Source organism: Buttiauxella noackiae ATCC 51607 (assembly GCF_001654865.1).
GTDB lineage: Bacteria > Pseudomonadota > Gammaproteobacteria > Enterobacterales > Enterobacteriaceae > Buttiauxella > Buttiauxella noackiae.
In genome coordinates this window covers 156,402-181,182 of sequence record NZ_LXEO01000025.1, presented here as the reverse complement: position 1 = coordinate 181,182, position 24,781 = coordinate 156,402, and the positions used below count along the sequence as shown (strand labels likewise).

21 protein-coding genes and 6 pseudogenes are annotated in these 24,781 nt (G+C 49.2%); 16 read left to right on the top strand and 11 right to left on the bottom strand.

Annotation, left to right across the window (positions count from 1 at the left end):
• Position 1: 1 nt before the first annotated feature.
• The 8 genes from M979_RS10640 to M979_RS10605 form a co-directional block, all read right to left on the bottom strand.
• Positions 2–1,027 (bottom strand): microcin C ABC transporter permease, encoded by a 1,026-nt coding sequence (locus tag M979_RS10640; protein WP_064554912.1) that lies wholly within the window; start codon positions 1,025–1,027, stop codon positions 2–4.
• On the bottom strand, positions 1,024–2,121 hold the full coding sequence (locus M979_RS10635) for a microcin C ABC transporter permease YejB (RefSeq protein ID WP_034458695.1): 1,098 nt from the start codon (positions 2,119–2,121) through the stop codon (positions 1,024–1,026). The genes M979_RS10640 and M979_RS10635 overlap by 4 nt, the downstream gene beginning before the upstream one ends.
• Positions 2,122–2,129: 8 nt before the next feature.
• A complete protein-coding gene (locus tag M979_RS10630; protein WP_064554911.1) occupies positions 2,130–3,938 on the bottom strand; it encodes an extracellular solute-binding protein in 1,809 nt (602 codons plus the stop codon).
• A gap of 156 nt (positions 3,939–4,094) precedes the next feature.
• Positions 4,095–5,672 (bottom strand): cyclic di-GMP phosphodiesterase, encoded by a 1,578-nt coding sequence (locus tag M979_RS10625; protein ID WP_064554910.1) that lies wholly within the window; start codon positions 5,670–5,672, stop codon positions 4,095–4,097.
• A 236-nt stretch (positions 5,673–5,908) separates the two neighbouring features.
• Positions 5,909–6,475, bottom strand: a complete 567-nt coding sequence (mepS, locus tag M979_RS10620) for a bifunctional murein DD-endopeptidase/murein LD-carboxypeptidase (RefSeq protein ID WP_034458689.1) — start codon at positions 6,473–6,475, stop codon at positions 5,909–5,911.
• Between the two features lie 421 nt (positions 6,476–6,896).
• Positions 6,897–7,604, bottom strand: coding sequence for a phosphatase PAP2 family protein (locus M979_RS10615; RefSeq protein ID WP_034458687.1), 708 nt, complete (start codon positions 7,602–7,604; stop codon positions 6,897–6,899).
• A gap of 41 nt (positions 7,605–7,645) precedes the next feature.
• Positions 7,646–8,626, bottom strand: a complete 981-nt coding sequence (locus M979_RS10610) for a CobW family GTP-binding protein (RefSeq protein WP_064554909.1) — start codon at positions 8,624–8,626, stop codon at positions 7,646–7,648.
• Between the two features lie 133 nt (positions 8,627–8,759).
• Entirely contained in the window at positions 8,760–10,223 is a 1,464-nt protein-coding gene (locus M979_RS10605) for a mannitol dehydrogenase family protein (RefSeq protein ID WP_064554908.1), read from the bottom strand.
• Positions 10,224–10,433: 210 nt separating this feature from the next.
• Here M979_RS10605 and uxuA point away from each other — a divergent pair, with 210 nt between their 5' ends.
• Positions 10,434–11,627 (top strand): mannonate dehydratase, encoded by a 1,194-nt coding sequence (gene uxuA, locus M979_RS10600; protein WP_064554907.1) that lies wholly within the window; start codon positions 10,434–10,436, stop codon positions 11,625–11,627.
• Between the two features lie 61 nt (positions 11,628–11,688).
• On the opposite strand, the pseudogene M979_RS22515 reads toward uxuA, so the two are convergent.
• Positions 11,689–11,790: pseudogene (locus tag M979_RS22515) on the bottom strand (DUF2000 family protein); the annotation flags it as partial.
• Here M979_RS22515 and M979_RS23810 point away from each other — a divergent pair.
• Positions 11,781–11,861, top strand: a pseudogene (locus M979_RS23810) (Lrp/AsnC family transcriptional regulator); the annotation flags it as partial. The pseudogenes M979_RS22515 and M979_RS23810 overlap by 10 nt on opposite strands.
• 76 nt (positions 11,862–11,937) lie before the next feature.
• Here the strand turns inward: M979_RS23810 and yeiP are convergent.
• Positions 11,938–12,510, bottom strand: a complete 573-nt coding sequence (gene yeiP / locus M979_RS10595; RefSeq protein WP_034458679.1) for an elongation factor P-like protein YeiP — start codon at positions 12,508–12,510, stop codon at positions 11,938–11,940.
• A gap of 167 nt (positions 12,511–12,677) precedes the next feature.
• Between yeiP and M979_RS24035 the strand changes: the two are divergent.
• The 11 genes and pseudogenes from M979_RS24035 to M979_RS23605 all read left to right on the top strand — a co-directional run.
• Positions 12,678–12,758, top strand: a pseudogene (locus tag M979_RS24035) (YkgJ family cysteine cluster protein); the annotation flags it as partial.
• 149 nt (positions 12,759–12,907) lie between these two features.
• Positions 12,908–13,162: a YkgJ family cysteine cluster protein gene (locus M979_RS22505; RefSeq protein ID WP_072009446.1), complete on the top strand. Its 255-nt coding sequence runs from the start codon at positions 12,908–12,910 to the stop codon at positions 13,160–13,162.
• A 217-nt stretch (positions 13,163–13,379) separates the two neighbouring features.
• Positions 13,380–15,698 (top strand): type VI secretion system Vgr family protein, encoded by a 2,319-nt coding sequence (locus tag M979_RS10590; protein ID WP_064554906.1) that lies wholly within the window; start codon positions 13,380–13,382, stop codon positions 15,696–15,698.
• Positions 15,695–16,195: a DUF4123 domain-containing protein gene (locus M979_RS10585; RefSeq protein ID WP_051880714.1), complete on the top strand. Its 501-nt coding sequence runs from the start codon at positions 15,695–15,697 to the stop codon at positions 16,193–16,195. The genes M979_RS10590 and M979_RS10585 overlap by 4 nt, the downstream gene beginning before the upstream one ends.
• On the top strand, positions 16,189–16,533 hold the full coding sequence (locus tag M979_RS10580; RefSeq protein ID WP_034458677.1) for a hypothetical protein: 345 nt from the start codon (positions 16,189–16,191) through the stop codon (positions 16,531–16,533). Before M979_RS10585 ends, M979_RS10580 begins: the two co-directional genes overlap by 7 nt.
• Positions 16,533–16,925, top strand: a complete 393-nt coding sequence (locus tag M979_RS23805) for a hypothetical protein (protein ID WP_245164720.1) — start codon at positions 16,533–16,535, stop codon at positions 16,923–16,925. The genes M979_RS10580 and M979_RS23805 overlap by 1 nt, the downstream gene beginning before the upstream one ends.
• Before the next feature lie 6 nt (positions 16,926–16,931).
• Positions 16,932–17,282 carry a Tox-REase-5 domain-containing protein gene (locus tag M979_RS23800; RefSeq protein ID WP_245164719.1) on the top strand — a complete coding sequence of 117 codons (351 nt, stop codon included), beginning with the start codon at positions 16,932–16,934 and terminating at the stop codon, positions 17,280–17,282.
• A gap of 2 nt (positions 17,283–17,284) precedes the next feature.
• Entirely contained in the window at positions 17,285–18,004 is a 720-nt protein-coding gene (locus M979_RS10570) for an Imm52 family immunity protein (RefSeq protein ID WP_245164717.1), read from the top strand.
• Between the two features lie 3 nt (positions 18,005–18,007).
• Positions 18,008–18,631: pseudogene (locus M979_RS23010) on the top strand (contractile injection system protein, VgrG/Pvc8 family); the annotation flags it as partial.
• Positions 18,632–18,838: 207 nt separating this feature from the next.
• Positions 18,839–19,177 (top strand): annotated as a pseudogene (locus M979_RS23960) (S-type pyocin domain-containing protein); the annotation flags it as partial.
• A 60-nt stretch (positions 19,178–19,237) separates the two neighbouring features.
• Positions 19,238–19,409, top strand: a pseudogene (locus tag M979_RS23605) (YkgJ family cysteine cluster protein); the annotation flags it as partial.
• Here the strand turns inward: M979_RS23605 and setB are convergent.
• Positions 19,406–20,587, bottom strand: coding sequence for a sugar efflux transporter SetB (setB, locus tag M979_RS10560; protein ID WP_064554904.1), 1,182 nt, complete (start codon positions 20,585–20,587; stop codon positions 19,406–19,408). The pseudogene M979_RS23605 and the gene setB sit on opposite strands and share 4 nt — an antisense overlap.
• A gap of 371 nt (positions 20,588–20,958) precedes the next feature.
• Between setB and fruB the strand changes: the two genes are divergently transcribed.
• The 3 genes from fruB to fruA are packed head-to-tail and all read left to right on the top strand — an operon-like array spanning position 20,959 to position 24,735.
• Positions 20,959–22,092: a fused PTS fructose transporter subunit IIA/HPr protein gene (gene fruB, locus M979_RS10555; RefSeq protein ID WP_034458669.1), complete on the top strand. Its 1,134-nt coding sequence runs from the start codon at positions 20,959–20,961 to the stop codon at positions 22,090–22,092.
• Entirely contained in the window at positions 22,089–23,027 is a 939-nt protein-coding gene (gene fruK, locus M979_RS10550; RefSeq protein WP_064554903.1) for a 1-phosphofructokinase, read from the top strand. The genes fruB and fruK overlap by 4 nt, the downstream gene beginning before the upstream one ends.
• A 16-nt stretch (positions 23,028–23,043) precedes the next feature.
• Positions 23,044–24,735, top strand: a complete 1,692-nt coding sequence (gene fruA / locus M979_RS10545; RefSeq protein ID WP_034458665.1) for a PTS fructose transporter subunit IIBC — start codon at positions 23,044–23,046, stop codon at positions 24,733–24,735.
• Positions 24,736–24,781: the final 46 nt, after the last annotated feature.

The following is a 24,781-nucleotide window of genomic DNA, read 5'->3' as shown; positions in this document are numbered from 1 at the left end:
ATCAGTGCGCCTTGCTCGGATCGAAGGCGTCGCGCACTGCTTCGCCGATGAAAATAAGTAACGTCAGCAATACTGCCAGCGAGAGAAATGCGGTGATGCCAAGCCATGGAGCCTGAAGGTTATTTTTGCCTTGCAGCAACAGTTCACCCAGTGATGGTGAACCCAGTGGCAAACCAAAGCCCAGGAAATCCAGTGAGGTGAGAGTGGTAATCGAACCGCAAAGAATAAAGGGTAAGAAAGTCAGAGTGGCGACCATGGCGTTAGGCAGCATATGACGTGTGATTATCGACCTGTCGCTGACACCCATCGCCTGTGCTGCGCGAATGTAATCGAAGTTTCGGGTACGCAGAAACTCTGCACGTACCACACCCACCAGACTCATCCAGCCAAACAGCACCGTAATACCCAACAGCCACCAGAAGTCAGGCTGGATAACACTTGAAAGCAGGATTATCAGGAAGAGTGTTGGCATACCGGACCACACCTCGATAAAACGCTGCCCCCATAAGTCTACTCGCCCGCCGTAATAGCCCTGAACTGCACCGGCAATTATGCCAATCACGCTGGAAAAGAGTGTCAGCATCAGGCCGAACAGAATAGAAATACGCGTGCCATAGAGAATACGCGCCAGTACATCGCCACCATTGGCGTCAGTTCCTAACCAGTTCTGGGAACTTGGCGGTGATGGGAAGGGGACCCTGGTGGCAAAGTTAATGGAATTAGAGCCAAAGCGAATCGGTGCCCAGATCACCCAACCTTTTTCGCTCAGACGTTCTGCAAGCCACGGGTCCTGATAATCAGCAGGCGTTGCTAAAGGCCCGCCGAAATCACTTTCACTATAATTGGCAACAAATGGGAAATAGAGGCGTTCCTGGTAGTGAACGACTAATGGGCGATCGTTAGCAATAAGCTCTGAACCTAGGCTAAGCACAAACAGAACGGCAAAAAACCATAACGACCAGTAGCCGCGTTTGTTTTGGCAAAACCGAGCCCAGCGGGCCTGAGTCACAGGACTTAAACGGCTCATCCACGGCCCTCAAAATCAATACGCGGATCGACCAGCGTATAAGTAATATCGCTCAAAATATTTAGTAGTAAACCAATGAGCGTAAAGATATACAGCGTGCCAAACATCACCGGATAATCGCGTGAAATGGTTGAGTCATAGCCCAATAAACCCAGGCCATTTAGCGAGAACATCACTTCGATTAGCAGTGAACCGGTAAAGAACATACTGATGAACGTGGCAGGAAAACCGGCAATCACCAATAGCATGGCGTTGCGGAACACATGGCGATAGAGGATTTTCTTTTCACTCAGCCCCTTGGCGCGGGCGGTGACCACGTATTGTTTGCGAATTTCATCAAGAAACGAGTTCTTCGTCAGCATGGTTAAGGTCGCAAAACCTCCTACCACGGTTGCCAGCACCGGCAGCGTGATATGCCAAAGGTAATCAATAATTTTGCTGTACCACGGTAAGGTATCAAAATTGGTCGACACCAAACCGCGCAGCGGGAACCAGTCCAGATAGCTGCCGCCGGCAAACAATACAATCAGCAAAATTGCGAATAAGAATGCGGGAATGGCGTAGCCAATGATAATAAAAGTGCTGCTCCAGATATCAAAACTGCTGCCATTACTGACGGCTTTTCGTATGCCGAGTGGGATCGACACAATATAGATAATCAGGGTGCTCCATAGGCCAATCGAGATAGAAACCGGTAGGCTCTCTTTAATCAGATGGATAACGGATGCGCTGCGAAACAGGCTGTCACCAAAGTCAAAGCGCAAATAATCGCCAAGCATTTTGAAGTAGCGTTCATGGATCGGTTTATCAAAACCATAGCGATGAGTGATTTCAGCAATCACTTCCGGATCAAGACCTCGTGCTCCTCGGTACTGGCTGTCACCAACGTTACCCACGCCAACACGCGCATGGCCGCTGCCCATAGTGTCAGTGGCGATGCCCGGCACACCCGAACCATGGCCAAACTGAATTGCTGCAATAGCCTGATCCACAGGGCCGCCTGGCGCTATCTGTACGATGAAAAAGTTGATGGTGATAATTGCCCACAACGTGGGGATTATCAGCAACAAGCGACGTAACAGATAACTTCCCATATATTCCCTTAACGCCTATTAGCGGGCAAATGTGCGGCTTTATTGACGTCATACCACCAGGTATCAAACCCGGTTGCGTATAACGGATGAATAGCCGGCTTTGAAAACTTGTTCCACCAGGCGAAACGATCTGCGGCCATGTACCACATTGGGATCATGTAATAATTCCATGTCAGTACGCGATCCAGAGCCCGGCCTAAGGGAAGCAGTTTTTGTTTATCACCTTGATTAGCCACAATCTGAGAAATCAGTTCGTCAACCACCGGGCTTTTCACTCCGGGGGCATTATATGTGGAATCAACGTATTCTGAAGCCCATGCGATCTGCACGTCAGCGCTGGGATAAGGCATGGCGCTATAAAGCGTTGGTATCATATCGTAGTCTCGCTTGCGCATGCGGTTGGTGAGCTGCGAGTTGTCGACCTGACGAATCTCCATCGTGATCCCCAGCCGTTGTAAATTATGCTGGAATGGTAAAACCCACTGTGTGTTACCGGAGGCCCCTATTAGCAATTCGAAGGTGAAGGGTTTGCCAGTTTTAACATTGATGAGTTTCTGGTCTTTCAGTTCCCATCCAGCCTCTTTTAACAACGTCATCGCTTTGAGCAGGTTCTCACGGTCAAAACCATTGCCGTTCGATTTTGGCGGGTTGTAGACGCTGGTGAAAACTTCTGGCGGTAAATCTTTTTTCAAGGGAGCTAACAGGATGAGCTCATCCGCATGCGGATAATCACGAGCAGCATATTCCGTATTCTGGAAATAACTGTTTGCCCTGCTGTAAGCACCATAGAAAAGCGCTTTGTTCATCCATTCAAAATCAAAGGCCAGGCCAATCGCTTCGCGCACTTTCCGGTCCTCAAAAATTGGGCGCTGAATGTTAAAGGCCAGCCAGCGTGCATCCTGCGCCGCATCGTTGGGTTGTTCTTCTTTTACGATGAAATGATTAGCAAAATTCTTCCCTGTGTAACGCGTGGCCCAATTTTTGGCTGAAGCTTCGTTACGAAAATCGAACGCTCCGGCTTTGAAAGCTTCAAAGGCGACATTGTCATCGAGGTAATAGTCGTACCGAATAGAGTCAAAATTCCAGCGCCCCCGGTTAACTGGCAAATTGGCGGCCCAGTAGTCCCTGACACGTGAGTAGGTGATGTATTGCCCCATGCGCCAGGCCGTTATCTTGTAGGGGCCACTTGCCAGAGGGGGAGCAGATAGAGGATCGCTGAGTTTATGATTCTTCCAAAATTTTTCAGGGAACACGGGTAGCGAGAACAAACCTAACATGCGTTCTTTACTGGGTGTTGCCAGTTCAATGCGCACCGTTAAAGGGGAAATTGCCCTCACTTTTGCGCCTTTATAAACCAGACGAAATTGCGGTACGCCTTCGGTCATAAATTTGTTGAAGGTAAAGGCGACATCACTGGCTTTTATGGGCGTCCCATCATGAAAACGTGCCTGCGGATTAATTTCGATTTCGGCCCACGCGAAGTTATCAGGATAACGCGCCATCTCAGCGACCAGCGGGTAGTAGCTTCCCGGCTCGTCATCGGAGTTGGCAAAAAGCGTGTCATACAGGGTTTCGGTCCTTACACCAGGATTGCCGCGCAAAGCATAGCGGTTGAAGTTATCAAAGGTGCCAATTGCTGAGAGCGTGATATCTCCGCCTTTTGGAGCCGCAGGGTTAACATAATCAAGATGGGTAAAGTTGATGGCGTATTTAGGTTCCCCTAAAACGGCAAAGGAGTAGCTTTCCTTGATGTTTTCAGCAAGGCCTGGGGCTGCAATCAGGCAAAGGCTCAGCAGGGTGAGAATGCGTGCAAACATCGTATAGATCAATCCTTGTTGAGGAGGAGCTTACCTAATTATTTCTTCCCGAAACAATATCAGTGTCCAGGCAACGCCCCGCCGCGTTATAACGCCATGATGATAAATCATAAGTTATAGCTGCCATACTTCAAGCAGCATCGATGTTGGCCGGGCTCAAACAAGCTCATCGTAGGTTTTTTGCTGACCACCCCATGACTTCAATTGCTCAAGAGTGAGTGGGCGGGCGAAATAGTAACCTTGTAAATAATTTACCCCTCGGTCGATTAACCATTTGGCTTGCTCAGGTGTTTCCACGCCTTCAGCGACCGTCGTCATACTTAGCTTGCGAGCAAGGGTTAATACGGCATCAAGTACAGGGGATGTTACAGTTTCTAAACCTATAGAATTCACAAAGCCGCGATCGATCTTCAGATAATCCAGTTTAAAGCGTTCAAGATAGATAAGTGCGCTGTGCCCTGTACCAAAATCATCGACTGCCGTTTGAAATCCTTGCTCATTCATCCAGGTAAACAGGCAACTGGCTTCATTTTCTTTCACCATATCTCGTTCAGTGATTTCGAAAATTAGCTGGAAATGATTTGGAGGCAATGAGGCGGCAAAAGCTTGAATATCTTCTTTAAAGGTTGGTGAGTGTAAATGGCTAGGAGCCAAATTCACGCCGAGGCGCGCACCAGCCGGTAAGATATGCTGGAGCTTTTGGGCATCACGTGCAATCAATTCAAACAAATGGCGGGTGAGGGGAACGATCAATTGCTGTGCTTCGGCAAACGCGATAAATGCATCGGGAGGAATAAGCCCAGCAATTGGGTGGTTCCAGCGCATCAACACTTCCACGCCTGACATTTTTAATTCTTTGGCATCAACTACCGGCTGATACACAACATAAAATTGCCCACGCTTAATGCCCATCAAAATCTCTTTACCAGAGCGTAGGCGCACCGTCAGGAAATAGGCGCATAACGCACCACCGAGTATGCCGAATACGAGCCCGGTCAGAATCGAGATTTGAATGTCTTCTACGGGCCAGGTTTTGCCATACAACGCTATCTTGATGGGATAATCTTCCATGGATATTACGCGTGTAGGATGCTTCGGGAGATTCGCAGCATTCATCACATTGCTGGATATTGTGGTTAGCGCTTTATCACCTGCGATGATCGCCATCGACACCATATCGCTCTGGCGAGTAGTGAATAATAGATACGGTGTAAGATTTACATTCAGGGTGGCGAAAACACCGCGTCCCTCAATTATTGGATTTTTAAACCATGCGGCAATAGTTGGCTTACCGGGCATCATTGGGGTACCGAGCATGATAGCCAGGTCAATATTCTTGTTGAGATCGATATCTGGGGAGAGCTGGTGCATCTCCATCAACATGCTGCCCGTAGCCGAAGAACAGTAGGCGTTGCCGTTACGAACTAATACAAAGGCGCGAACGTTAGCGTTAAAGGCTGCGCGCGAGGTCAATTCGCCGGAGACTTGATGGCAGTCTGAAAGGGTTAACGGTTGAATGCCGCTGATGGTCGACTGGAGATCCTCGAAAAAGATGCTGAGATATTCACGCATATCTTCAGTCAGTGTGTCGTAGTTGGCTTCACGCTTACTGTGTAATGTCAGACTGGTTATTCCGCCAATCATTAGCGCGGCAAGCACGCCGGCTAAAATACTGAAGGCGGCTATTTGCCGGATAGAAGTAAAGTAACGTGAGAAAATATTTTTAGAAAACATGTATGAATGGTTCCTGCAAGCGCAAGAGACTGATCGTTTATTTGCGTTTTTTTGGACTATAACGCAAAAACGATCGATACGTCATAAAGTTTCGAACGAAAACTATCATCATTTCATAATTATTTAACTGGATGAATTTCAGGCAATAAAAAACGCTGCATAAGCAGCGTTCTTTTGTCTCGTCATATTGGTGTCTTGCAGATCAGCCAAGGGAGTAACTGTCTGCAAGGTGCGCATTAACTGCGGCTCAATACGCGTCGCGCTTCGTTGTAGCGCTTTTTCCAGTAAGGCTCATCCATGCTTGAAATCGTCACACCACTGCTGGTGGAAGCATGTACAAACTGGTTGTTACCGATATAAATTCCAACATGTCGACCCGTTGAACCTGCACGGAACAGAACTAAATCACCAGTACGTAATTTACTACGTGAAATTGATTTACCTGAATCCTGCTGTTCAGAAGTTGAACGAGGCAACTCTAAACCGAATTGTTCACGGAATGTGCGCTGCACGAATGCAGAACAATCAATACCGCTTCTATTACTGCCACCGAGGCGATAACGAACGCCTTTCCAACTTGCATATTGATCCATAAGACGTGATTTCACATCTACATTACGGACCATCTCTTCGAATTCATCCTGAGAAGCTTGCAGTAAAAAACCATCTTTATTGCCGACTGCATGCGTCTCAGAATGCATATTTGCGGTGTTTGTCGAACTACATGCTGACAGCATTACTGCCACAGCAACAGCGGGAATTACCCGCAAGATATATCTCAAAATAGGCTGAGACTTGACCATTATGTTTGTTATCCCTTGATGTCCTTAACGATAAATATCGTTATACAAAATACCAACGTGACGAGACTAATTACCTGCGCGCCTTGAGACAAACGCTAATGAACAAAATTGTGGTTTGTCGCACAAAATTATTCACATAACTAATGAATTGGGCGTCAGCGCAAAACGTATTCGAGGTTACCTCATCAAATCAGGCATGGCGAGCGGTTTTCGCGGAAATTTTATAAGAAATTGTGATGTTAAAAGTTAAAAAGTAATATTGCGTAGTTGTTAACCAGAACTGTTGCTTATCTGTGCAGGTACTTCATTTGTCTAATGAAGATGGCAGGTTAAATATTAGACACTCCATGTGCGTGGATAAAAAACAGGCAGCAATCATTTCTGGTTTCTGATGATTGCTGAAAATAATGTTTATTTAGTGTTATTGAATTGTTCTTTTTTTGCCGGGTAAATAACGATCCAGGAGATTTATTAACCCATCGCTTATTGGGGTTAATAGAACCCAGGGCAACCCAACGAGAGCAATAGATAACGAGCCGACGAAGATATCAGTGAACCAATGTGCACCGATCATCATGCGTGGCATGATGAAAATCAGGAAAATAACGACAGCAATAGCAAACGCTTTTTTACCGAAATATCGCAGCATGAAGCCGGTAAAAATCAGCAGCATTAATCCATGATCGCCAGGGAAACTGTCCTTAGACGCATCTTTAGTTGGGAAATGCAGCAATTCGCTAACACGGTGAATATCCGTGAAATAGAGCGTTGGGCTGACGTGAGATTCGGGAATCAAATGGCCAAGTTGATTGATAATAATTGCGCAAAATAACATCACAATACCCATGATGATCATGCGTCGGCGGCCTGTCGCAGACTCCGTGCGCCAGTAACAGAAAAACAGTGCACCCATCGCTAATAGCGAAATACCATCGAACACGCGGTTATTTGTCACGGCAACAAACACCAGGAACGCATGGCTCTTAACCAGCTCGCGGTTAAAGAAATGGAAGATCCCGGAGTCCAGGGTAAACCAAAAACCATGCCCTTCGGGCAGATACCAACTAAAAAATAGTGCTAACCCAAGTGCATTGAGCACAAGGATGAGAGGTAATCGAATATTATTCATACTAAATCATTAGATATTTTAACAAAGACGAAAGGGTAGACTCACAAACTTAAACGTAGCTTCAACAATGAAGTTTGTAGCGCATTCCAGTCAACGTCACCGCTATGTATTAACTCTATGCGGCTGTCAGGTGGAGCGACATTCTGCGTTTCAATATGGAAATCAAGGCCCTGACGGTTAATTCGTACCAAACCCTCCGCAATACGCAGCACACCTTTGACGCGGTCGACAGGAGCAAGTCTAGCCCATTCCAGAACCCCTACTGTGTCAAATAGTGTGTCGGCATCAAAAATCCATCCGCAACCCACATAACCCTGGCCACTATTAATGCTGCGCCGCCAGCGTTGATGCTCAGGCAAACTTAATGCCGCTAACCCACGTGTTGCTGCATGACTATGGTTATGGTCCTGACTGGATGGCACCTCACGCAGGTTTTTGCGTGGTTTATCAAGAAGGCTAATATCAATATGGCCATTTTGCGCGGCGATCATTTCCCGCCCAGTACCCTCACGCAGCCACCATTCGGTAAGAGCCGCGCGGCTTTCATCGCTGGAACGGTCTTCTTTATTTGCGATAATGATATCGGCAGCAGCGAGTTGATCGCGGAAATTATCATTATTGACTGCCCGCTCATCAAGCAACTGGCGTGGGTCAAGCAGACACAGAGTGGCGTTGAGTACAATCCATGGCTGGTAAACTTCGGCAGTCAACATATCGAGGATTTGTTTTGGGTGACCAAGTCCTGTGGGTTCGATGAGCAGACGATCAGGTTTACCCTGACGAAGTAAAGTATTGAGCCCTACCTGCATCGGCAGTCCGTTTACACAACACATACAGCCACCGGGGATTTCTTTCAGCAAAGCACCGCTGTCGGCTAATAACGAGCCGTCGATTCCGACTTCACCGAATTCGTTGACCAGCACAGCCCATTTTTCATGCTCGGGCTTATTGGCAAGTAAATGCAGAATGGTAGTGGTCTTGCCGCTACCGAGGAAACCGGTAATCAGGTTGGTTTTAGTCACAAGTGCTCCGGACGGGTTAAGTGAACCTTACGTAATGTTCAATTATCACTATCCTGAACAACAATTACCAAAAAATGAAGTCCGAACGACTCCACATCCTTGTGAAGCGGGGTTAAAGGCATTGATTGTTAAATTAAGCGACCAAATCTGCGACCGCGGCTTTCGCACCTTTGCTGCATAAGTCATTCCACGCAGCGGTAATGCGCGCGACGAATTGTTCATCAGCAGGCAGGTCGGTTCCAAAGATTTCACGCAGACTGAGCAGGGCATGAACTCGCTCATTAATAGAGCTGTTTGCAACCAGCGTTTTAATCTTTTCTGCTAACGGGTCGCGAATATCAATTTCATGACCCGCATCGTCTGTGCCACTGACATAACGCATCCAGGCGGCAATTCCCAAAGCCAGGCATGGCCACTCATCGCCTTGTTGCAGATGCCAGCGCACACTTTCTAGCATACGCTGTGGAAGTTTCTGGCTACCGTCCATTGCGATTTGCCAGGTGCGATGTTTCAGTGCCGGGTTGTCAAAACGCTCAAGCAGGTTATGGGCATATTGCTGTAGATTTACACCTGTAACGCGCAGTGTTGGCGCTTGCTCTTGCATCATCAAACGGTGTGCCGCCTTACGGAAATGCTCATCTGCCATGCAGTCATTGATATGCGCATAGCCTGCGAGGTAGCCGAGCCAGGCGAGGAATGAGTGGCTGCCGTTCAACATACGTAATTTCATTTGTTCCCATGGCATCACGTCGTCAACCATTTCGACGCCTACTTCTTCCCACGCTGGGCGGCCTGCAACAAAGTTATCTTCAATGACCCACTGGATAAATGGCTCGCCCGCAATGGCACAGGGATCTTCCACGCCCAGCGTGTCAGTGACTTCTTGCAATGATTCAGGTGTCGCCGCAGGGACAATTCGATCAACCATGGTGCCAGGGAAGGTGACATGCTCGCGAATCCAGTCCGCTAATTCCTGGCTGCGCGTTTCCGCCATGCCAATGACCGCATTGCGTACGACGCGGCCGTTGTCGGGAATGTTGTCGCAAGAAAGTACGGTAAATGGGCGTAGCCCACGTTCGCGGCGGCGATTCAGAGCTTCCACCAAAATGCCCGGAGCTGAGTGCGGTTCTTCAGGGTTTTGCAGGTCGTGAATAATGCGCTCGTTATTGCTATCAAGCTTGCCGGTTGCCGGGTCAATGCAATATCCCTTTTCAGTCACGGTAAGAGACACAATCGCGACCTGGGGTTCGCAGAACTTCTCAATAATCGCATCCAGCCCATCAAGTTTTGCATTCAGGCATTCGTTAACCGCGCCGACAATAATCGCCTGGTTGCCATCGCGACCTTTTTCCAGCACGGTGTATAAATGATCCTGCGCACGTAACGCGCTCATCAGCTTATCACCGCTAAACAGGCTAATTTCGCAGATGCCCCAGTCACCCCCTAATTTATTGAGTACTCGATCCGTCAACAGCGCCTGGTGTGCGCGATGAAACGCACCAAAACCAAAATGAACAATGCGGGTTTTTAAAGCCTTGCGGTCATAAAGAGGCTGTTGAATATCGACAGGTAACGTGGCTGAAGCAATTGTGTTCATAAAATGCAAATCCTGGTTAACTAATTAGTAACATTGCCCAGTCTAAAGTTATATGACAACAAATCAAATTGGTGTGCTGTCTTTATCCCTTTAATGTGAGCTGGATCAACCAATATCACCGCAAAATTTGACCAGAAAGAAGAATCCGGTATGGTAGTAGTCAATACAGCATTATAGAATTGGTATGACAACTTAACTGAGGAACTGTCGATGGAACAAACATGGCGTTGGTATGGCCCGAAAGACCCGGTATCTCTGGATGATGTGCGTCAGGCGGGCGCGACCGGTGTCGTTACTGCTCTGCATCACATCCCAAATGGTGAAGTCTGGCCGGTTGCTGACATTAAAGAACGTCAGGCGGTGTTGGCAGCAAAAGGGCTGACCTGGTCAGTGGTAGAAAGTATTCCGGTGCACGAGGAAATTAAAACGCATACCGGTGACTACGATAAACATATCGCAAACTACCAACAAAGCATTCGTAACCTGGCAGAATGTGGCATCGACACCGTGTGCTACAACTTCATGCCGATTCTGGACTGGACACGTACCGATCTGGAATATGAATTGCCAGATGGTTCGCGCGCACTGCGTTTTGACCAAATTGCTTTTGGAGCATTTGAACTGCATATCCTCAAGCGCAAAGGTGCTGAAGCGGATTACAGTGAAGACGAACAGCGTCAGGCGCTGGACTACTTCAACAATATGTCTGATGCCGAAAAAGAAAAGCTGACCCGCAATATCATTGCTGGTTTACCCGGTGCGGAAGAGGGATACACCCTTGACCAGTTCCGTGCACGTCTTGCTGAATATGACGGCATCAGTAAAGAACAGCTGCGTGAAAACATGGCGTACTTCCTGCGTGCAATTGTTGCGGTAGCCGAAGAGGCCGGTGTGCGCCTGGCAGTTCACCCGGATGATCCACCGCGTCCAATCCTGGGCCTGCCGCGTATCGTTTCTACTATTGAAGATATGCAGTGGCTGAAAGAAACTGTCGACAGCATTTATAATGGCTTCACCATGTGTACCGGTTCTTACGGCGTTCGTGCTGACAACGACCTGGTGCGGATGATTGAAACTTTTGGTGATCGCATTCACTTTACCCATCTGCGCGCAACCTGCCGCGAAGATAACCCGAAAACCTTCCATGAAGGCGCACACCTGCAAGGTGATGTGAACATGGTTGCAGTGGTGAAAGCGATTCTGACTGAAGAACAACGTCGTAAAAACGCCGGCGATCTGCGTCCGATCCCGATGCGTCCGGATCATGGCCACCAGATGCTTGACGATCTGCACAAGAAAACTAACCCAGGTTATTCAGCGATTGGTCGTCTGAAAGGCCTGGCTGAAGTTCGCGGTGTGGAACTGGCGTTGAAACAAACCATGTTCCCGGATTTGCTGAAGTAAGCTGAACATTGATGTAAAAAACGCGCCTTCTGGCGCGTTTTTTTATGGTTGCTACAGGAATCTATTTATACAGACCCAGGTTACCCGTGAGTCTGGTGATTTTTTTCTTCGGCCCAATTAACCCAATAGCTACCAGTTCAATATGATTGCTGGGTACCGGGGATTAAAGAAATGCAGAGTAAGTTTGTGCTAAAGGAGATTAAACCTTTGGTAAGCTATCCTATTAAGAAATAACAGAAATAATTTTTCCCAAAATACAAACCCGCCGAAGCGGGTCTGAGATCTTGTCGGTTAAACCGCAAAACACTTATTAGTCTGCACGACCCATAGAACGCTTTTCAGCGATATGAATGCGGATCTTCTCACCCGTCACCATATATTCTGGAACCTGAATAACCAGGCCAGTAGACATTGTTGCAGGCTTGGTACGGGAGCTTGCTGACGCGCCTTTAATACCTGGAGCGGTTTCGATAATTTCCAGATCCACAGTTTGTGGCAGTTCAAGGGCGAGCAATTGACCATCCCAGGTAAGAACCTGCATGTCCGGCATACCGCCTTCTGGAATAAATTGCAGCTCTTCTTCAATCTGATCTTTGGTGAAGATATACGGTGTGTAATCTTCTTTATCCATGAACACGTATTCGTTGCCATCAATATAAGAGAAGTCAACGTAACGACGGGTCAGAGTGATGGTGTCGACAATATCGTCACCTTTGAAGCGCTCTTCAACTTTCTGGCCAGTGCGGACATCAGAAAAACGCATTTTATAAAGCGTTGCTGCGCCACGTGCGCTGGGTGCCTGGATATCGATATCTTTAACAATCAGCAGCTTGCCGTTGTAATTCAGTACCATACCCTTTTTGATTTCGTTAGCTCTTGGCATCGATGTTTCCTGTAAAAAATTGAGGAGCGAAAATATTGCGTCAAATTACTCGGGAGGCGTCTTTCAGGCAAGCGGATTTCATTGCAGATAGTGCATAAATCTACGTAGTAAAGCCGCGCTCCTGCTGCTACAGTCCTGATTCTTGTCAGCCCACCGGAGTATTGTTGATGGACTGTCGTCCCGATTGCGGCGCGTGTTGCATCGCACCTTCTGTATCAAGTCCTATTCCCGGCATGCCAGGTGGCAAAGCTAATAGTCAATTATTCACAGTATAAAAGTCATTGATTGTGATTGGTGAGGAGCTTCCTGGCTTTCTGTGTCCTGGATACGGTAGATAGCGGCTTTAGCGCCCTGTTGCTGTCGTTTACTAATTAGAGTGCACTGGTAGAGGTGTTTGATGGAATGCCGTATTGACTGCGGAGCTTGCTGTATCGCTCCGTCGATTTCAAGTCCGATCCCAGGAATGCCGCAGGGAAAACCAGCTAATGTGAGATGTGTCCAGCTTGCGGATAATTTCATGTGCAAGATCTTCACTTCACCGTTGCGCCCGAAGGTTTGCGCGAGCTTACAGGCTAGTCGCGAAATGTGTTTCACTCATCGTGATGATGCTATGACCTACTTGATTAATCTGGAAGCAGATACATCACCTTAATCTCGGTAACTTTTTGTGGTCAAAATACGAACGATTGTTGATACCGACAACGAGAGTAAAAGCTTCAGTTGAAAATTCTTCGGCAAAATTCTTAATTTACGGCTCCTTAAATATCCCTTATGGAAGAGGGGGTAAAATCGTGTAACTATTCGGCAGTTTGCGTTAAGTGCATCATGATTTTTATCATGAAACCATCAGTCTGATGGCTAAGGAAGGCATGTTGACAACTCAATTTGAAACACTGGTCGGTTACTCGCTGGGTATCTGGAATGGCGATTTCTCGGCGGATGTGTTGCGCTTTCGTGGACGCGAAGCGTTAAGCGAGCCGTTTCGCTGGGTGATTGAATTCACATCGCCCCAGGCCAACATCAGGCCCGAACAGGCGCTGATGAAGTTTGCCAGTTTCAGGATGCGTGACGGGAAGAATGTTCATGGCATCATTACCCGGCTGGAATGGCTGTCCACAAATGCCGATGAATCCCACTACCGCATCACCCTCGAATCCCGACTCGCTTTATTTTCCCGTACTCGTCGTAGTGCCATTTATTCCGAACAGTCTGTGCCGCAGGTCGTTGAACAGGTGCTTCGTGCGCATGGGCTTGAAGGGCCGGATTTTGAATTTCGCCTTTCGTGTGAATATCCAACACGCGAACTGATAACCCAGTGGCGTGAAACAGACCTGGAATTTATCCAGCGTATTCTTGCGGAAGTGGGGATCTGGTTCCGTTTTGAAATGAATGCCGCAACGGAAATGGAAATCGTCATTTTTGGTGATAGCCAGTTGCAGTATGTGTTTGATATGAAACTGCCTTATGGTGAGCTGTCCGGGCTTTTTGACGGTGCGCGTGATTCGGTCTGGGGTGTGCGTAGCTGGCATAACGTAGTGAGTGGAACGGTGCAGACGAAACACTATAACTACCGCACTGCTTCAACACCGATGGATGCCACCGTTTCTGTACGTAATGATGCTGTCACGACAGGTTCACAGTACCGCTACGGTGAACCGTATCTGGACGCGGGTGATGATACCGACCCGGAACCAGCCACTGAAAGCGGTGCTTTCTACGCGCGTCTCGGTCATGAGCGTGAGCTGAATAAATCGGCCCGTATCCACCTGTTCAGCAACGCTTCCCAGCTCAGCCCCGGCCAGGTGCTGGAGCCGCAGGGTGACGTCGTCCCGGCGCTGAAAGAAGGCGTGATAATGACGCTGGTGACGTTTATCGGCTCCCGCGATTCACGGCTGCATGTCTCTGTCTGGGGCCAGCCTTACACCGAACGTTACTGTTTCCGCCCGGTGTGCCCTGAGCGCCCGGAAATCCACGGCACACTCCCGGCCAGAATCGAGAGCCGTGAGAAGGGGGATATCTACGCTCACCTGGATGAGACAGGTCGCTACCGGGTGAAACTGGATGTGGACCGGGAAGGGACTGAACGGGGCTACAGCTACCTGTGGCTGAGGATGGCAAAGCCGTATGCCGGTGACACGCTCGGCTGGCACACGCCGCTGACCGACGGCACGGAAGTGGCGATAGCCTACAGCAACGGGGATATAGACCTGCCGTACATTGCGTATGCGCTGCACGACTCCGCCCACCCGGACCATGTGACCCGCGATAACCATACGCGCAACATTCTTCGAACCCCGGCGAACAATAAGCTACGCATGGAAGACAAGCGCGGCGAAGAGCATATCAAGCTGGCGACGGAGTCGGAGAAAACCCAGCTCAACACCGGGCACCTCGTGGATGCACAGGGCAAACCCCGTGGCACCGGCACCGAACTGCGCACGGACGGCTACGGTACGCTGCGCGCGGCAAAGGGGCTGTTTATCAGTGCAGACGGGCAGGCCAACACGCAGGGCCAGGTGCTGGATATGGACGCGGCGCTGAAGACCATCGACCTGCTGCAACAGCAACTGGCACAACTGGCCGCCGCCGCAGAGCAGGCCGAAGCGCTGAAGGCGGACATCGACAGCCAGATACAGATGTTTGAACAACGCCTGAAACCGCTGAATAAGATCCTGCACTTCTCGGCACCGCAAGGGGTGGCGGTGACCAGTGGACAACACCTGCAAATGACGGCCAGCAAAAACGTGGCTGTCAGTGCCGGGGGCGATATCAGCGTGGGCGTGATGGGTAACCTGACGGCCCTGACAGGGGAAAAGCTGGGGATGTTTGCGCGCAGCGGGGCGATGAGCCTGAAAGCGAGCGAAGGCCCGGTAGAGGTGCAGGCCCAGAACGGCAACCTGCGGCTGCTTGCGGAGAAGAAACTGACGCTGAGCAGCACCGAAGACATTCTGTTTGCGGGTAAGAAGCGCATCACGCTGATTGGCGGGGGCGGCAGTTACCTGAAGATAGAGGCGGGGAAGGTGGAATACGGCACGACAACCCAGTACCTGCGCAAGGTGAAGCGGACGGTGAAGGGGGCGAAAAATGACATGCCGTTTGAAGCTGTTGCCGGGAATGGTATTTGCCTTAGCTGCCTGATGAAGGCGGTGATGAATGGTGACACTTTTGTCGTAAGAGGGGAGTCATGAGCAGTCTTAGTTTTCGCCTCGCAGCACAACACCTGATTCATTCCACAAAATTGACATTATTTTCCCTGGTGGACGGTCTGCAATACGAGCGGCATTTTGGTGAAGAACTGTCTGCACAACACGCTGCCATACCCTTGTTTGATACCTGGCCTGATTCACGCATCGCGTTTGCCGGACCGTGGATTATTCAACTGTGTGAATCGATGGAAATCAGAGAAAAATTGTGCACTCTGGAGGTGGCGTTGCCTTCTGTGTCATGGATATTGTCGCCTTTGAGACTGAGTGACCTGGCTTCGCATTTTAAGAAAAATATGAACATCGGGCTGCCTAATGGACGTACTGCTTTATTGCGTTTCCAGGACCCCCGTGTACAGGTTCGTTTAGGCGAAATGCTGGATAGCCTGCAACACCAAGAACTCACAGATTCAGTGCAGGAATGGCTGACGACAGTGGGCGACCGCGTCTGGTCATTTAAACAAAGGGAATTCATATGCTGAAACTGTCTGAAGAACAGTGCGCCAGTGTTGACAGAATGGAAGATGATGATTTTGTCAGAGATACGGCGCAAAAGATAAAGAAAAGATTCCCGATGATTAACGAACCGGATGAGACTTTCCATGCTCGTCTGGGTAACGCGTTGGATTACGCAAACACGCTGCCGCTGAAAGAAAAAAATGTAAGACGTGATTTTTTAATGCTGGAAGCGTTCTATCCGGGCTTTTACCAGAAACCCGAGGTGGATAAATGGCTTAGAACCCCGAACGGTTATTCGGTTGACCAGCGAGTGGAAGATTTTAAGCATGTGATGATAAACAGGGAAAGGAGAGGACTTTAATGGTCTGGGTTGGTGTGGGTACAGGAGCGGCGGCAGGGAGTGTCGGGGTCGCAGGTGGTGCAGTGGGTTCATCCTCTCATCCCGGGAAGGGAAATGATGGGGGCTGGGATGATTATATGTCTTATCCTGATTCAGGCAGTACGCAGTATCAGCATAACGGAGGGTTTGATTATCAGGGAAAACTTTACGATCCGATCCTGGACGAACCCATGGTAGTCAGTGCAGAGACGCACGGTGATTATTGGGAAGACGATATGGATTACTCTGAATCCGTGAGCTATGAAGGCGTCGATACCAAAATAGGGGCACATACAAAGACAGATGAGAAAACTTGTGAGGGCTGCCCCCCGGAAGGAAAAGTGTTGCCTATGGTGAGGCGTTGTTCCCGCTAGAGTGTGGTGACTATCAGTTACCAGACACGGGTCTGCGGTACATTTTATAATCCAGAAACGAAGCAGATCCAGGAGTTTAAGTACTGCGGTGTCTCATTTGATGGCTGGAAGGATAAGTTGTGCCAGTTCTGGGAGGCTAAGGCGCGGTATGATCAGTTTTTCAGGGCTGATGGACGAAAAAAAGAATGGTGGACTGGTGACACCAGTGCGATTAAACAAGCTGCTCGACATCAGGCAGTTGCAACCGTCAATCCCCCTTTGAAAGTTATGTGGATTTTCATGCAACCCATAAGTGCTAAATACTTTACAGTCATTTTCCAAAGTATGCATGACATTATAGTTCGTTGGGAACCATAATTATGAATATTGATATGTCAGTTAATTATTCTTTTAGAGTTGGTTCAGGGAACATTACTTTTGAAAAAATCATTGAACAGTTTTCATTTTTGGTAATAGAATCAAATGGTTTACTTGGTAAATGCTATGAATGGTATGAAACTGGGTATTCGAAAAAACAAGCTTTGTCACGCATAGCATTTGAGAAAAATAGAATTAGTGAAAATACATATTTGAAATGGGAAAGAAAATATAAAAAGGATTCTCCTCTTTTTGTTGAAAGTATCTGGGATGGTAAAGGTGATTTCAGTAGTTCAATAAATTATCGGAAAATGTTTTTTGATCAAATTAATCGGGCTGATGTTGAATTGCATTTGGTGTCTCAAAACGAAAACATTGATGTGGAACGTTTTATTGAACTAATCACAAATATTGCATGTTATTTAGATTGCTCATATATTAATGCTGATAGCAAAGGTTATCGTTTCTTTGATAAAAATGTTTTCCCAGATCGGTTAAGTGTAGGATGGATGCTATATATCCCTCATGTGCTCTTGCCTGAATTAATTCCCGAGGCTGCCAGAGTTGTCCCAGTTATGGATGGTGAAAAACAAAAAGGAACAATTATTGTTTCAACCGAAGAAATATTCGATGGGAATAATAAAGAACATATAGGTAAAGCTAACGACATAGAAATAAAACTTTTGGATCTTGGGTTATTACCGTTGATGACAGAACTTTAATCGAAGCTTATCACCCGGTGGCGGGAAACGGATCTTGAGTTTGTCCAGCGCCTGCTGGCGGAAGTGGGTATCTGGTTCCGCTCAGAGATGCAGGCGGCGACGGAGCAGGAGACGCTTATTTTTGCCGACAGCCAACTGGGTTACCGGTTTGATGTGCGCCTGCCGTACAGCGAGCCGTCGGGCCTGTTTGACGGGGCGGCAGAATCGGTGTAGGACGTGCGCACCTGGCACAATGTGGTGAGCGGCAGTGCCGCGATGCGCGATTACAACTACCGCACCGCCACCACGCCGCTGGATGTCAACGTGTCGGTGCACAGTGACGCGGTGACAACGGGTGAACAATATCATTACAGCGCTCCGTATCGGGAAGCCGGGGATGACAGCGACCAGGAGCGGAAAGCAGTGCGTTCTACGCCCGCATCCACCTGTTCAGTAACGCTTCGCAGCTCAGCCCCGGCCAGGTGCTGGAGCCGCAGGGTAAGGTGATTCCGACGCTCGAAGCTGGATTTCGATCGTAATAACAGCGAGCCGGGTTATGCGTACCTGTGGTTGAGGATGGCAAAACCGTATGCCGGTGACACTCTCGGCTGGCACACACCGCTGATCGATGGCACCGAAGTGGCGATACGCGCACAGGTAACATAGACGACAGTCGGCGTAATGACTCGAGTGGGCGGGATGCTGGCTGCGAACCCGATGGTTGTCTGGGTTTGAGTACTGTATTCCGCCCTCTACATTCCGGCAACGGGTGCGCGCAAACTGGTGGTGCGGCTCCGGCCCTTGATCAGCCACCATACTGGTCAACCCGATCCCGGAAAACCAGGCGAGAGCACCATGCCACCGTTCCCGGATGAGAAGAATTTCAACGACTATATACTGGTGTTTCCTGCGGATTCATGGGTTAAACCGATTTATGTTTATCTCAAGTCTGCGAGGGATGAGCCGGGAACAGCGGCCGGGAAAGGTGAGGTGTTATCGGGAACAGGTAAATGGCTGGAAGCTGCCAGTACAGATCTGGGAGCTCCCGTACCAGCGCAGGTTGCAGATAAATTGCGGGGTAAAAAACTCAGTAACTTTGACCGGTTCAGGGAAGCATTTTGGCTTGCTGTGGCAGAAGTTCCCGAGCTAATGAGTCAATTTAAGAGAGCAAACCAGACCATTATTAGAGGAGGTAACGTGCCGATATCTATCCCATCTGAGCATGTTGGTAATAGATTCAAAATACACTACAGGGCTGATACTCCATGTGTTCAGCTTGGGCGCAGATATGCGTTGTAAAATCTTTCTGTCGCCACTAAGGCCTAAGGTTTGCGCGAGTCTGCAAGCCTCCATGGAAATGTGCGGCACGACGCGCCAGCAGGCCATGGATTATTTGATTTATTTTGAAGCCGCGACAGCCCCTTAAACGTCTTTAATTTTCACCATGCAATAAGCGGTGATAGCAATCATGCCAAGCGCGATATAAAACACGGTGTGGTAGTTCCAGATTTCGGCGACTACTCCTGCCATCGATCCAGCAATAATCCAGCCAACACGCGTCGTATTGGTATATAGCGTGGTAGCCGCTCCCGCCTGTCCTGGCATTAAATCCTGAAAATACAACATCCCAATACCCGCAAGAATGCCGATGAAAATAGCGTTCAGCAGTTGCAGGCCCAGCAGCATGAATTCGTTATGCAACGTCAGCATGCCAATGTAGAACATCAGGCCTGCGACTCCTGCAATGCGCATTAGAAAACGCTTACCGAAACGTTTGGCGTAATAGCCCGCGATAAGCATTGTTGGGATCTCAAGCCCGGCAGCTGTTCCCATCATCACTCCCGCCAGCTTCTCTGGCAGATGCAATTCATTAATGATGTAAAGCGGCATATTAATGATGTAGAGACTGTTACAGCCCCACATCATGGTGCAGGCAACGAACAGCAGCAGGGCATCACGGCGGTTACGACGCGGAGCTTCAAGTGTGGTGGATTTAGTTACTACCTCTTTACGCATTGATGGCAGGAGCAGCCGTACCATCACGCTGCAAACCACAAATGCAAAGGCCGCGCTCAGATACATGGTGGTAAAACCAAAACCCAAAGCCAGTGCGTAAGCGATAGGTGGGCCAATCACCCATGCAAGCGAGACCTGCGCCCGCAAAATTGAGCTGAACATCACCGCTTCACGGCCCGTGCGGTCAGCGTGTTCGCGCGCCAGGGCAAACATCTGCGGGTTAGCAGTGGAACCAAAGCTGCTGAGGAAAACACCGACAAACAGCAACACAAAATAGTTACGGTTCCACGCAAACAGCACACAGGCTAACGCGCCTAACAAACAGCAGACAAAAATAAGCGATTTACGATCGCCTTTTCTATCAGAGCGCCCTGCAAGAAACTGGCTGACCAAAATACCGATGACAGCGCTGCCGGTAAAAAAGAAACCTACCATCGCAGGACGAACATGTACCTCTTCCGTTAAAAACAGGCTCAAAGTTGGGGTTTGTAACGCCCCCGCAATTCCGGTTAAAAAAGCTACAATCAAAAAGGCGGAAGAAGTTAAGTCAAGGGGCTTGCGTGTTGCTGCTATGGGGGAGTTTTGCATGCTCTCAGTGTCGGGTGGTCAATGAACGCGCGGAGTTTACGCGCCTTGCCTGGAAATAAACAGTTGTTCAAATCAAAAGCGACACGAAAAGTTAAAACGCTGTTCCTGGTTATGTTCAGCAAAAGCTGACGCTTTTAAATTTTGTGCTGAACGTAACGTGATGCTGCTCACTTTTTCGATTTGGATGGGAGAAAAAATGTGCGTAACCTCTAAATTCCGGTAACGAAAATACAACATATCTTGCCTGAATCGCGGAGGTTCTCCACACTACTTGAAACGTTTCAGCGTCGTCTTATTTAGTTTCAGGAGTGGGATGGCGCATTTTTTCTCATTGCAGCTGAATCGTTTCAATTCAGCAGGAGAGGAGAACCATGTTCCAGTTATCTGTGCAGGATATTCATCCGGGTGTAAGTGCCGGAAATAAAGAAGAAGCCATACGTCTGGTTGCCGCTGCGCTCGCGCAGGCAGGGAACGTGAGTATTGGCTATGTAGAAGGTATGCTGGCTCGCGAGCTGCAAACCTCCACTTACTTGGGTAATGGTATTGCCATCCCACATGGCACTACCGATACCCGCGATCTGGTACTGAAAACCGGCGTGAAGGTATTCCAGTTCCCACAAGGAATTGAATGGGGTGAAGGCCAAAAAGCTTACGTTGTGATTGGCATTGCCGCTCGTTCTGACGAACACCTTGGTTTGCTGCGCCAGCTGACACATGTGCTCAGTGATGACGAAGTTGCTGAACAACTCAAAACCGCTACTTCAGCAGAAGAGCTTCGCGCATTGCTGATGGGCGAAAAACAATCTGCATCTTTGCTGTTTGATAACTCATTATTGGCGTTAGATGTGACCGCCACCGACCTGATGACGCTTCAGGCTTTAAATGCCGGGCGCATTAAACAGGCGGGTGCTGCCAACTCAGCTTTTGTAAGCCACGTAGTTTCCAGCAAACCACTCTATCTCGGGCAGGGAATCTGGCTTAACGACAGCACCGAAGGCAACCTTGCCAGTGCTGTGGCAATCAGCCGCCCAGTATCAGCTTTTGAAGCTGACGGCCAACCGGTATCGCTGTTGATGACGGTTGCAGTGGCCGACGACCAGCCCTTGCAAGTTCTCAATCGCCTGAGTGATATGTTGATAAACAACAATGCTGACCGTTTGCTGAATGCTGATGCGCCTGGGTTGCTGACGCTGCTGACCACTGATGTCCCAGCGGAACAAAATAGCCTGAGTGCAGATTTCCAGATTCGCAATGAACATGGTCTACACGCCCGTCCTGGTACGGTGCTGGTGAATACCATTAAACAATTTAATAGCGAGATTACCGTGACAAACCTTGATGGAACCGGGAAGCCAGCCAATGGTCGCAGCCTGATGAAAGTCGTCGCTCTGGGCGTGAAAAAAGGCCACCACCTGCGCTTTACGGCAACTGGTGACGATGCTGAACTTGCGCTGAAAGCCATTGGTGAAGCGGTTGCTGCCGGTCTTGGTGAGGGGGCAGCATGAGTCGTCGTGTCGCAACAATTACGTTAAACCCGGCTTACGATCTGGTTGGTTACACCCCGGAAGTTGAACGTGGTGAAGTTAACCTCGTACGCACTACGGGCCTGCATGCCGCGGGTAAAGGGATTAACGTTGCTAAAGTTCTTAAGGACCTTGGCATCGATGTCACGGTAGGTGGGTTCCTTGGTAAAGATAACCAGGATGGTTTCCAGCAACTGTTCAGCGAATTGGGTATTGCCAACCGTTTTCAGGTGGTGCAAGGCCGTACTCGCATCAATGTAAAACTGACTGAGAAAGATGGCGAAGTTACCGACTTTAATTTCTCAGGATTTGATGTGACTCCTGCAGATTGGGAGCGTTTTGTTGCTGACTCCCTGAGCTGGCTTGGTCAGTTTGACATGGTGTGTGTCAGTGGCAGTTTGCCTGCGGGCGTTTCACCTGATGCTTTCACTGACTGGATGAAGCGTCTACGTAGCCAGTGCCCTTGCATCATTTTCGACAGCAGCCGCGAAGCATTGGTCGCAGGTCTGAAAGCCGCACCATGGCTGGTTAAACCAAACCGCCGCGAGCTGGAAATTTGGGCTGGTCGCAAATTGCCAGAAATGAAAGATGTGATTGAAGCCGCCCACGCGCTGCGTGAGCAAGGAATTGCTCATGTGGTGATTTCGCTGGGTGCCGAAGGTGCACTTTGGGTTAACGCATCGGGTGAGTGGATAGCGAAACCGCCAGTATGCGAAGTCGTCAGTACCGTTGGTGCGGGGGATTCTATGGTCGGCGGGCTTATCTACGGCCTGTTAATGCGTGAATCCAGCGAACATACCCTGCGTTTAGCGACGGCAGTGGCAGCGCTGGCGGTAAGCCAGAGCAATGTCGGAATTACAGATCGTACTCAACTGGCGGCCATGATGGCTCGTGTTGATCTGAAACCATTTAACTGACAGCAGGAGAGGAACTATGAAAACGCTGCTGATTATCGAACCAGGTCTTGGGCAAGCTCGTGCGTACCTTGCGAAAACATTGCTGGGTTCAGCCGCGCAAAAAGCGCGCTTGCAGATTATCGACAATCCTAACGATGCCGAAATGGCGATCGTTGTGGGAACTGCTATTCCTGCCGATAGTTCGCTGAATGGCAAAAAGGTCTATCTGGGTGATATTGACCGTGCAGTTCAGCATCCGGAACTGTTTTTAGGTGAAGCGAAAGATAAAGCGAAGCCTTATACCGCTCCAGCGAGTGCTGCACCGGTCGAGTTGGCTAAAGGGCCGAAACGCGTTGTAGCGGTAACCGCTTGCCCAACGGGTGTGGCGCATACCTTTATGGCTGCTGAAGCGATTGAAACCGAAGCGAAAAAACGCGGCTGGTGGGTTAAAGTTGAAACCCGTGGTTCCGTTGGCGCAGGTAATGCGATTACACCAGAGGAAGTCGCGGAAGCCGACCTGGTTATTGTTGCGGCCGATATCGAAGTTGACCTGGCAAAATTTGCGGGCAAACCGATGTATCGCACTTCAACAGGCCTGGCACTGAAGAAAACAGCGCAAGAACTGGATAAAGCAGTTGTTGAGGCTAAACCTTTCGAAGCGACAGGGCAGAGTGCTGCCAGCGCCAAAGAAGGGAAGAAAGAAGGGGCAGGCGCTTATCGTCACCTGTTAACCGGTGTTTCTTTCATGCTGCCGATGGTGGTCGCGGGCGGTCTATGTATCGCGCTGTCGTTCGCTTTTGGTATCGAAGCATTTAAAGAGCCAGGTACGCTGGCCGCAGCATTGATGCAAATCGGTGGTGGTTCAGCCTTTGCGTTGATGGTGCCGGTTCTGGCGGGTTACATCGCGTTTTCTATCGCTGACCGACCAGGGCTGACGCCGGGTCTTATCGGCGGTATGTTAGCCGTGAGTACGGGTTCTGGTTTTATCGGCGGGATTATTGCGGGCTTCCTCGCAGGCTACATTGCTAAGATGATTAGCACTAAGCTGAAACTGCCACCAAGCATGGAAGCACTGAAACCAATCCTTATCATTCCATTGTTCTCAAGCCTGATTGTGGGTCTGGCGATGATTTATCTGATCGGTACGCCGGTTTCGAAAATCCTTGAAGGTCTGACTCACTGGCTGCAAACCATGGGCACTGCGAATGCGGTACTGTTGGGCGCAATCCTTGGCGGTATGATGTGTACTGATATGGGCGGGCCGGTTAACAAAGCGGCTTACGCATTTGGTGTCGGGTTACTCAGCACTCAAACTTACGCACCGATGGCTGCCATTATGGCTGCAGGTATGGTGCCGCCGTTGGCGATGGGTCTGGCAACATTTATTGCGCGTCGTAAATTCGACAAAGCTCAGCAAGAAGGCGGTAAAGCAGCGATGGTTCTGGGTCTGTGCTTTATTACCGAAGGGGCTATCCCGTTTGCAGCGCGTGACCCAATGCGCGTTCTTCCTTGCTGTATCATTGGCGGCGCGGTGACTGGCGCAATCTCCATGGCAGTAGGCGCTAAACTGATGGCTCCCCATGGCGGATTGTTTGTTCTGTTAATCCCAGGTGCGATTACCCCGGTTGTGGGTTACCTGATTGCGATAATTGCAGGAACATTGCTGGCGGGTCTGTCTTATGCCTTCCTGAAACGTCCGGAAGCAGAGTTAGCAGCTAAAACGGCCTAAAATTTTGTCATCACTCTAAAGCTCCCTGCATTTGCTGGGAGCTTTT

Excerpts from the sequence above, each read along its gene's own strand:
- M979_RS10640 (WP_064554912.1), bottom strand. The coding sequence starts at position 1,027 with ATGAGCCGTTTAAGTCCTGTGACTCAGGCCCGCTGGGCTCGGTTTTGC.
- M979_RS10635 (WP_034458695.1), bottom strand. The coding sequence starts at position 2,121 with ATGGGAAGTTATCTGTTACGTCGCTTGTTGCTGATAATCCCCACGTTG.
- M979_RS10630 (WP_064554911.1), bottom strand. The coding sequence starts at position 3,938 with ATGTTTGCACGCATTCTCACCCTGCTGAGCCTTTGCCTGATTGCAGCC.
- M979_RS10625 (WP_064554910.1), bottom strand. The coding sequence starts at position 5,672 with ATGTTTTCTAAAAATATTTTCTCACGTTACTTTACTTCTATCCGGCAA.
- mepS (WP_034458689.1), bottom strand. The coding sequence starts at position 6,475 with ATGGTCAAGTCTCAGCCTATTTTGAGATATATCTTGCGGGTAATTCCC.
- M979_RS10615 (WP_034458687.1), bottom strand. The coding sequence starts at position 7,604 with ATGAATAATATTCGATTACCTCTCATCCTTGTGCTCAATGCACTTGGG.
- M979_RS10605 (WP_064554908.1), bottom strand. The coding sequence starts at position 10,223 with ATGAACACAATTGCTTCAGCCACGTTACCTGTCGATATTCAACAGCCT.
- uxuA (WP_064554907.1), top strand. The coding sequence starts at position 10,434 with ATGGAACAAACATGGCGTTGGTATGGCCCGAAAGACCCGGTATCTCTG.
- yeiP (WP_034458679.1), bottom strand. The coding sequence starts at position 12,510 with ATGCCAAGAGCTAACGAAATCAAAAAGGGTATGGTACTGAATTACAAC.
- M979_RS22505 (WP_072009446.1), top strand. The coding sequence starts at position 12,908 with ATGGAATGCCGTATTGACTGCGGAGCTTGCTGTATCGCTCCGTCGATT.
- M979_RS10590 (WP_064554906.1), top strand. The coding sequence starts at position 13,380 with ATGTTGACAACTCAATTTGAAACACTGGTCGGTTACTCGCTGGGTATC.
- M979_RS10585 (WP_051880714.1), top strand. The coding sequence starts at position 15,695 with ATGAGCAGTCTTAGTTTTCGCCTCGCAGCACAACACCTGATTCATTCC.
- M979_RS10580 (WP_034458677.1), top strand. The coding sequence starts at position 16,189 with ATGCTGAAACTGTCTGAAGAACAGTGCGCCAGTGTTGACAGAATGGAA.
- M979_RS23805 (WP_245164720.1), top strand. The coding sequence starts at position 16,533 with ATGGTCTGGGTTGGTGTGGGTACAGGAGCGGCGGCAGGGAGTGTCGGG.
- M979_RS10570 (WP_245164717.1), top strand. The coding sequence starts at position 17,285 with ATGAATATTGATATGTCAGTTAATTATTCTTTTAGAGTTGGTTCAGGG.
- setB (WP_064554904.1), bottom strand. The coding sequence starts at position 20,587 with ATGCAAAACTCCCCCATAGCAGCAACACGCAAGCCCCTTGACTTAACT.
- fruB (WP_034458669.1), top strand. The coding sequence starts at position 20,959 with ATGTTCCAGTTATCTGTGCAGGATATTCATCCGGGTGTAAGTGCCGGA.
- fruK (WP_064554903.1), top strand. The coding sequence starts at position 22,089 with ATGAGTCGTCGTGTCGCAACAATTACGTTAAACCCGGCTTACGATCTG.
- fruA (WP_034458665.1), top strand. The coding sequence starts at position 23,044 with ATGAAAACGCTGCTGATTATCGAACCAGGTCTTGGGCAAGCTCGTGCG.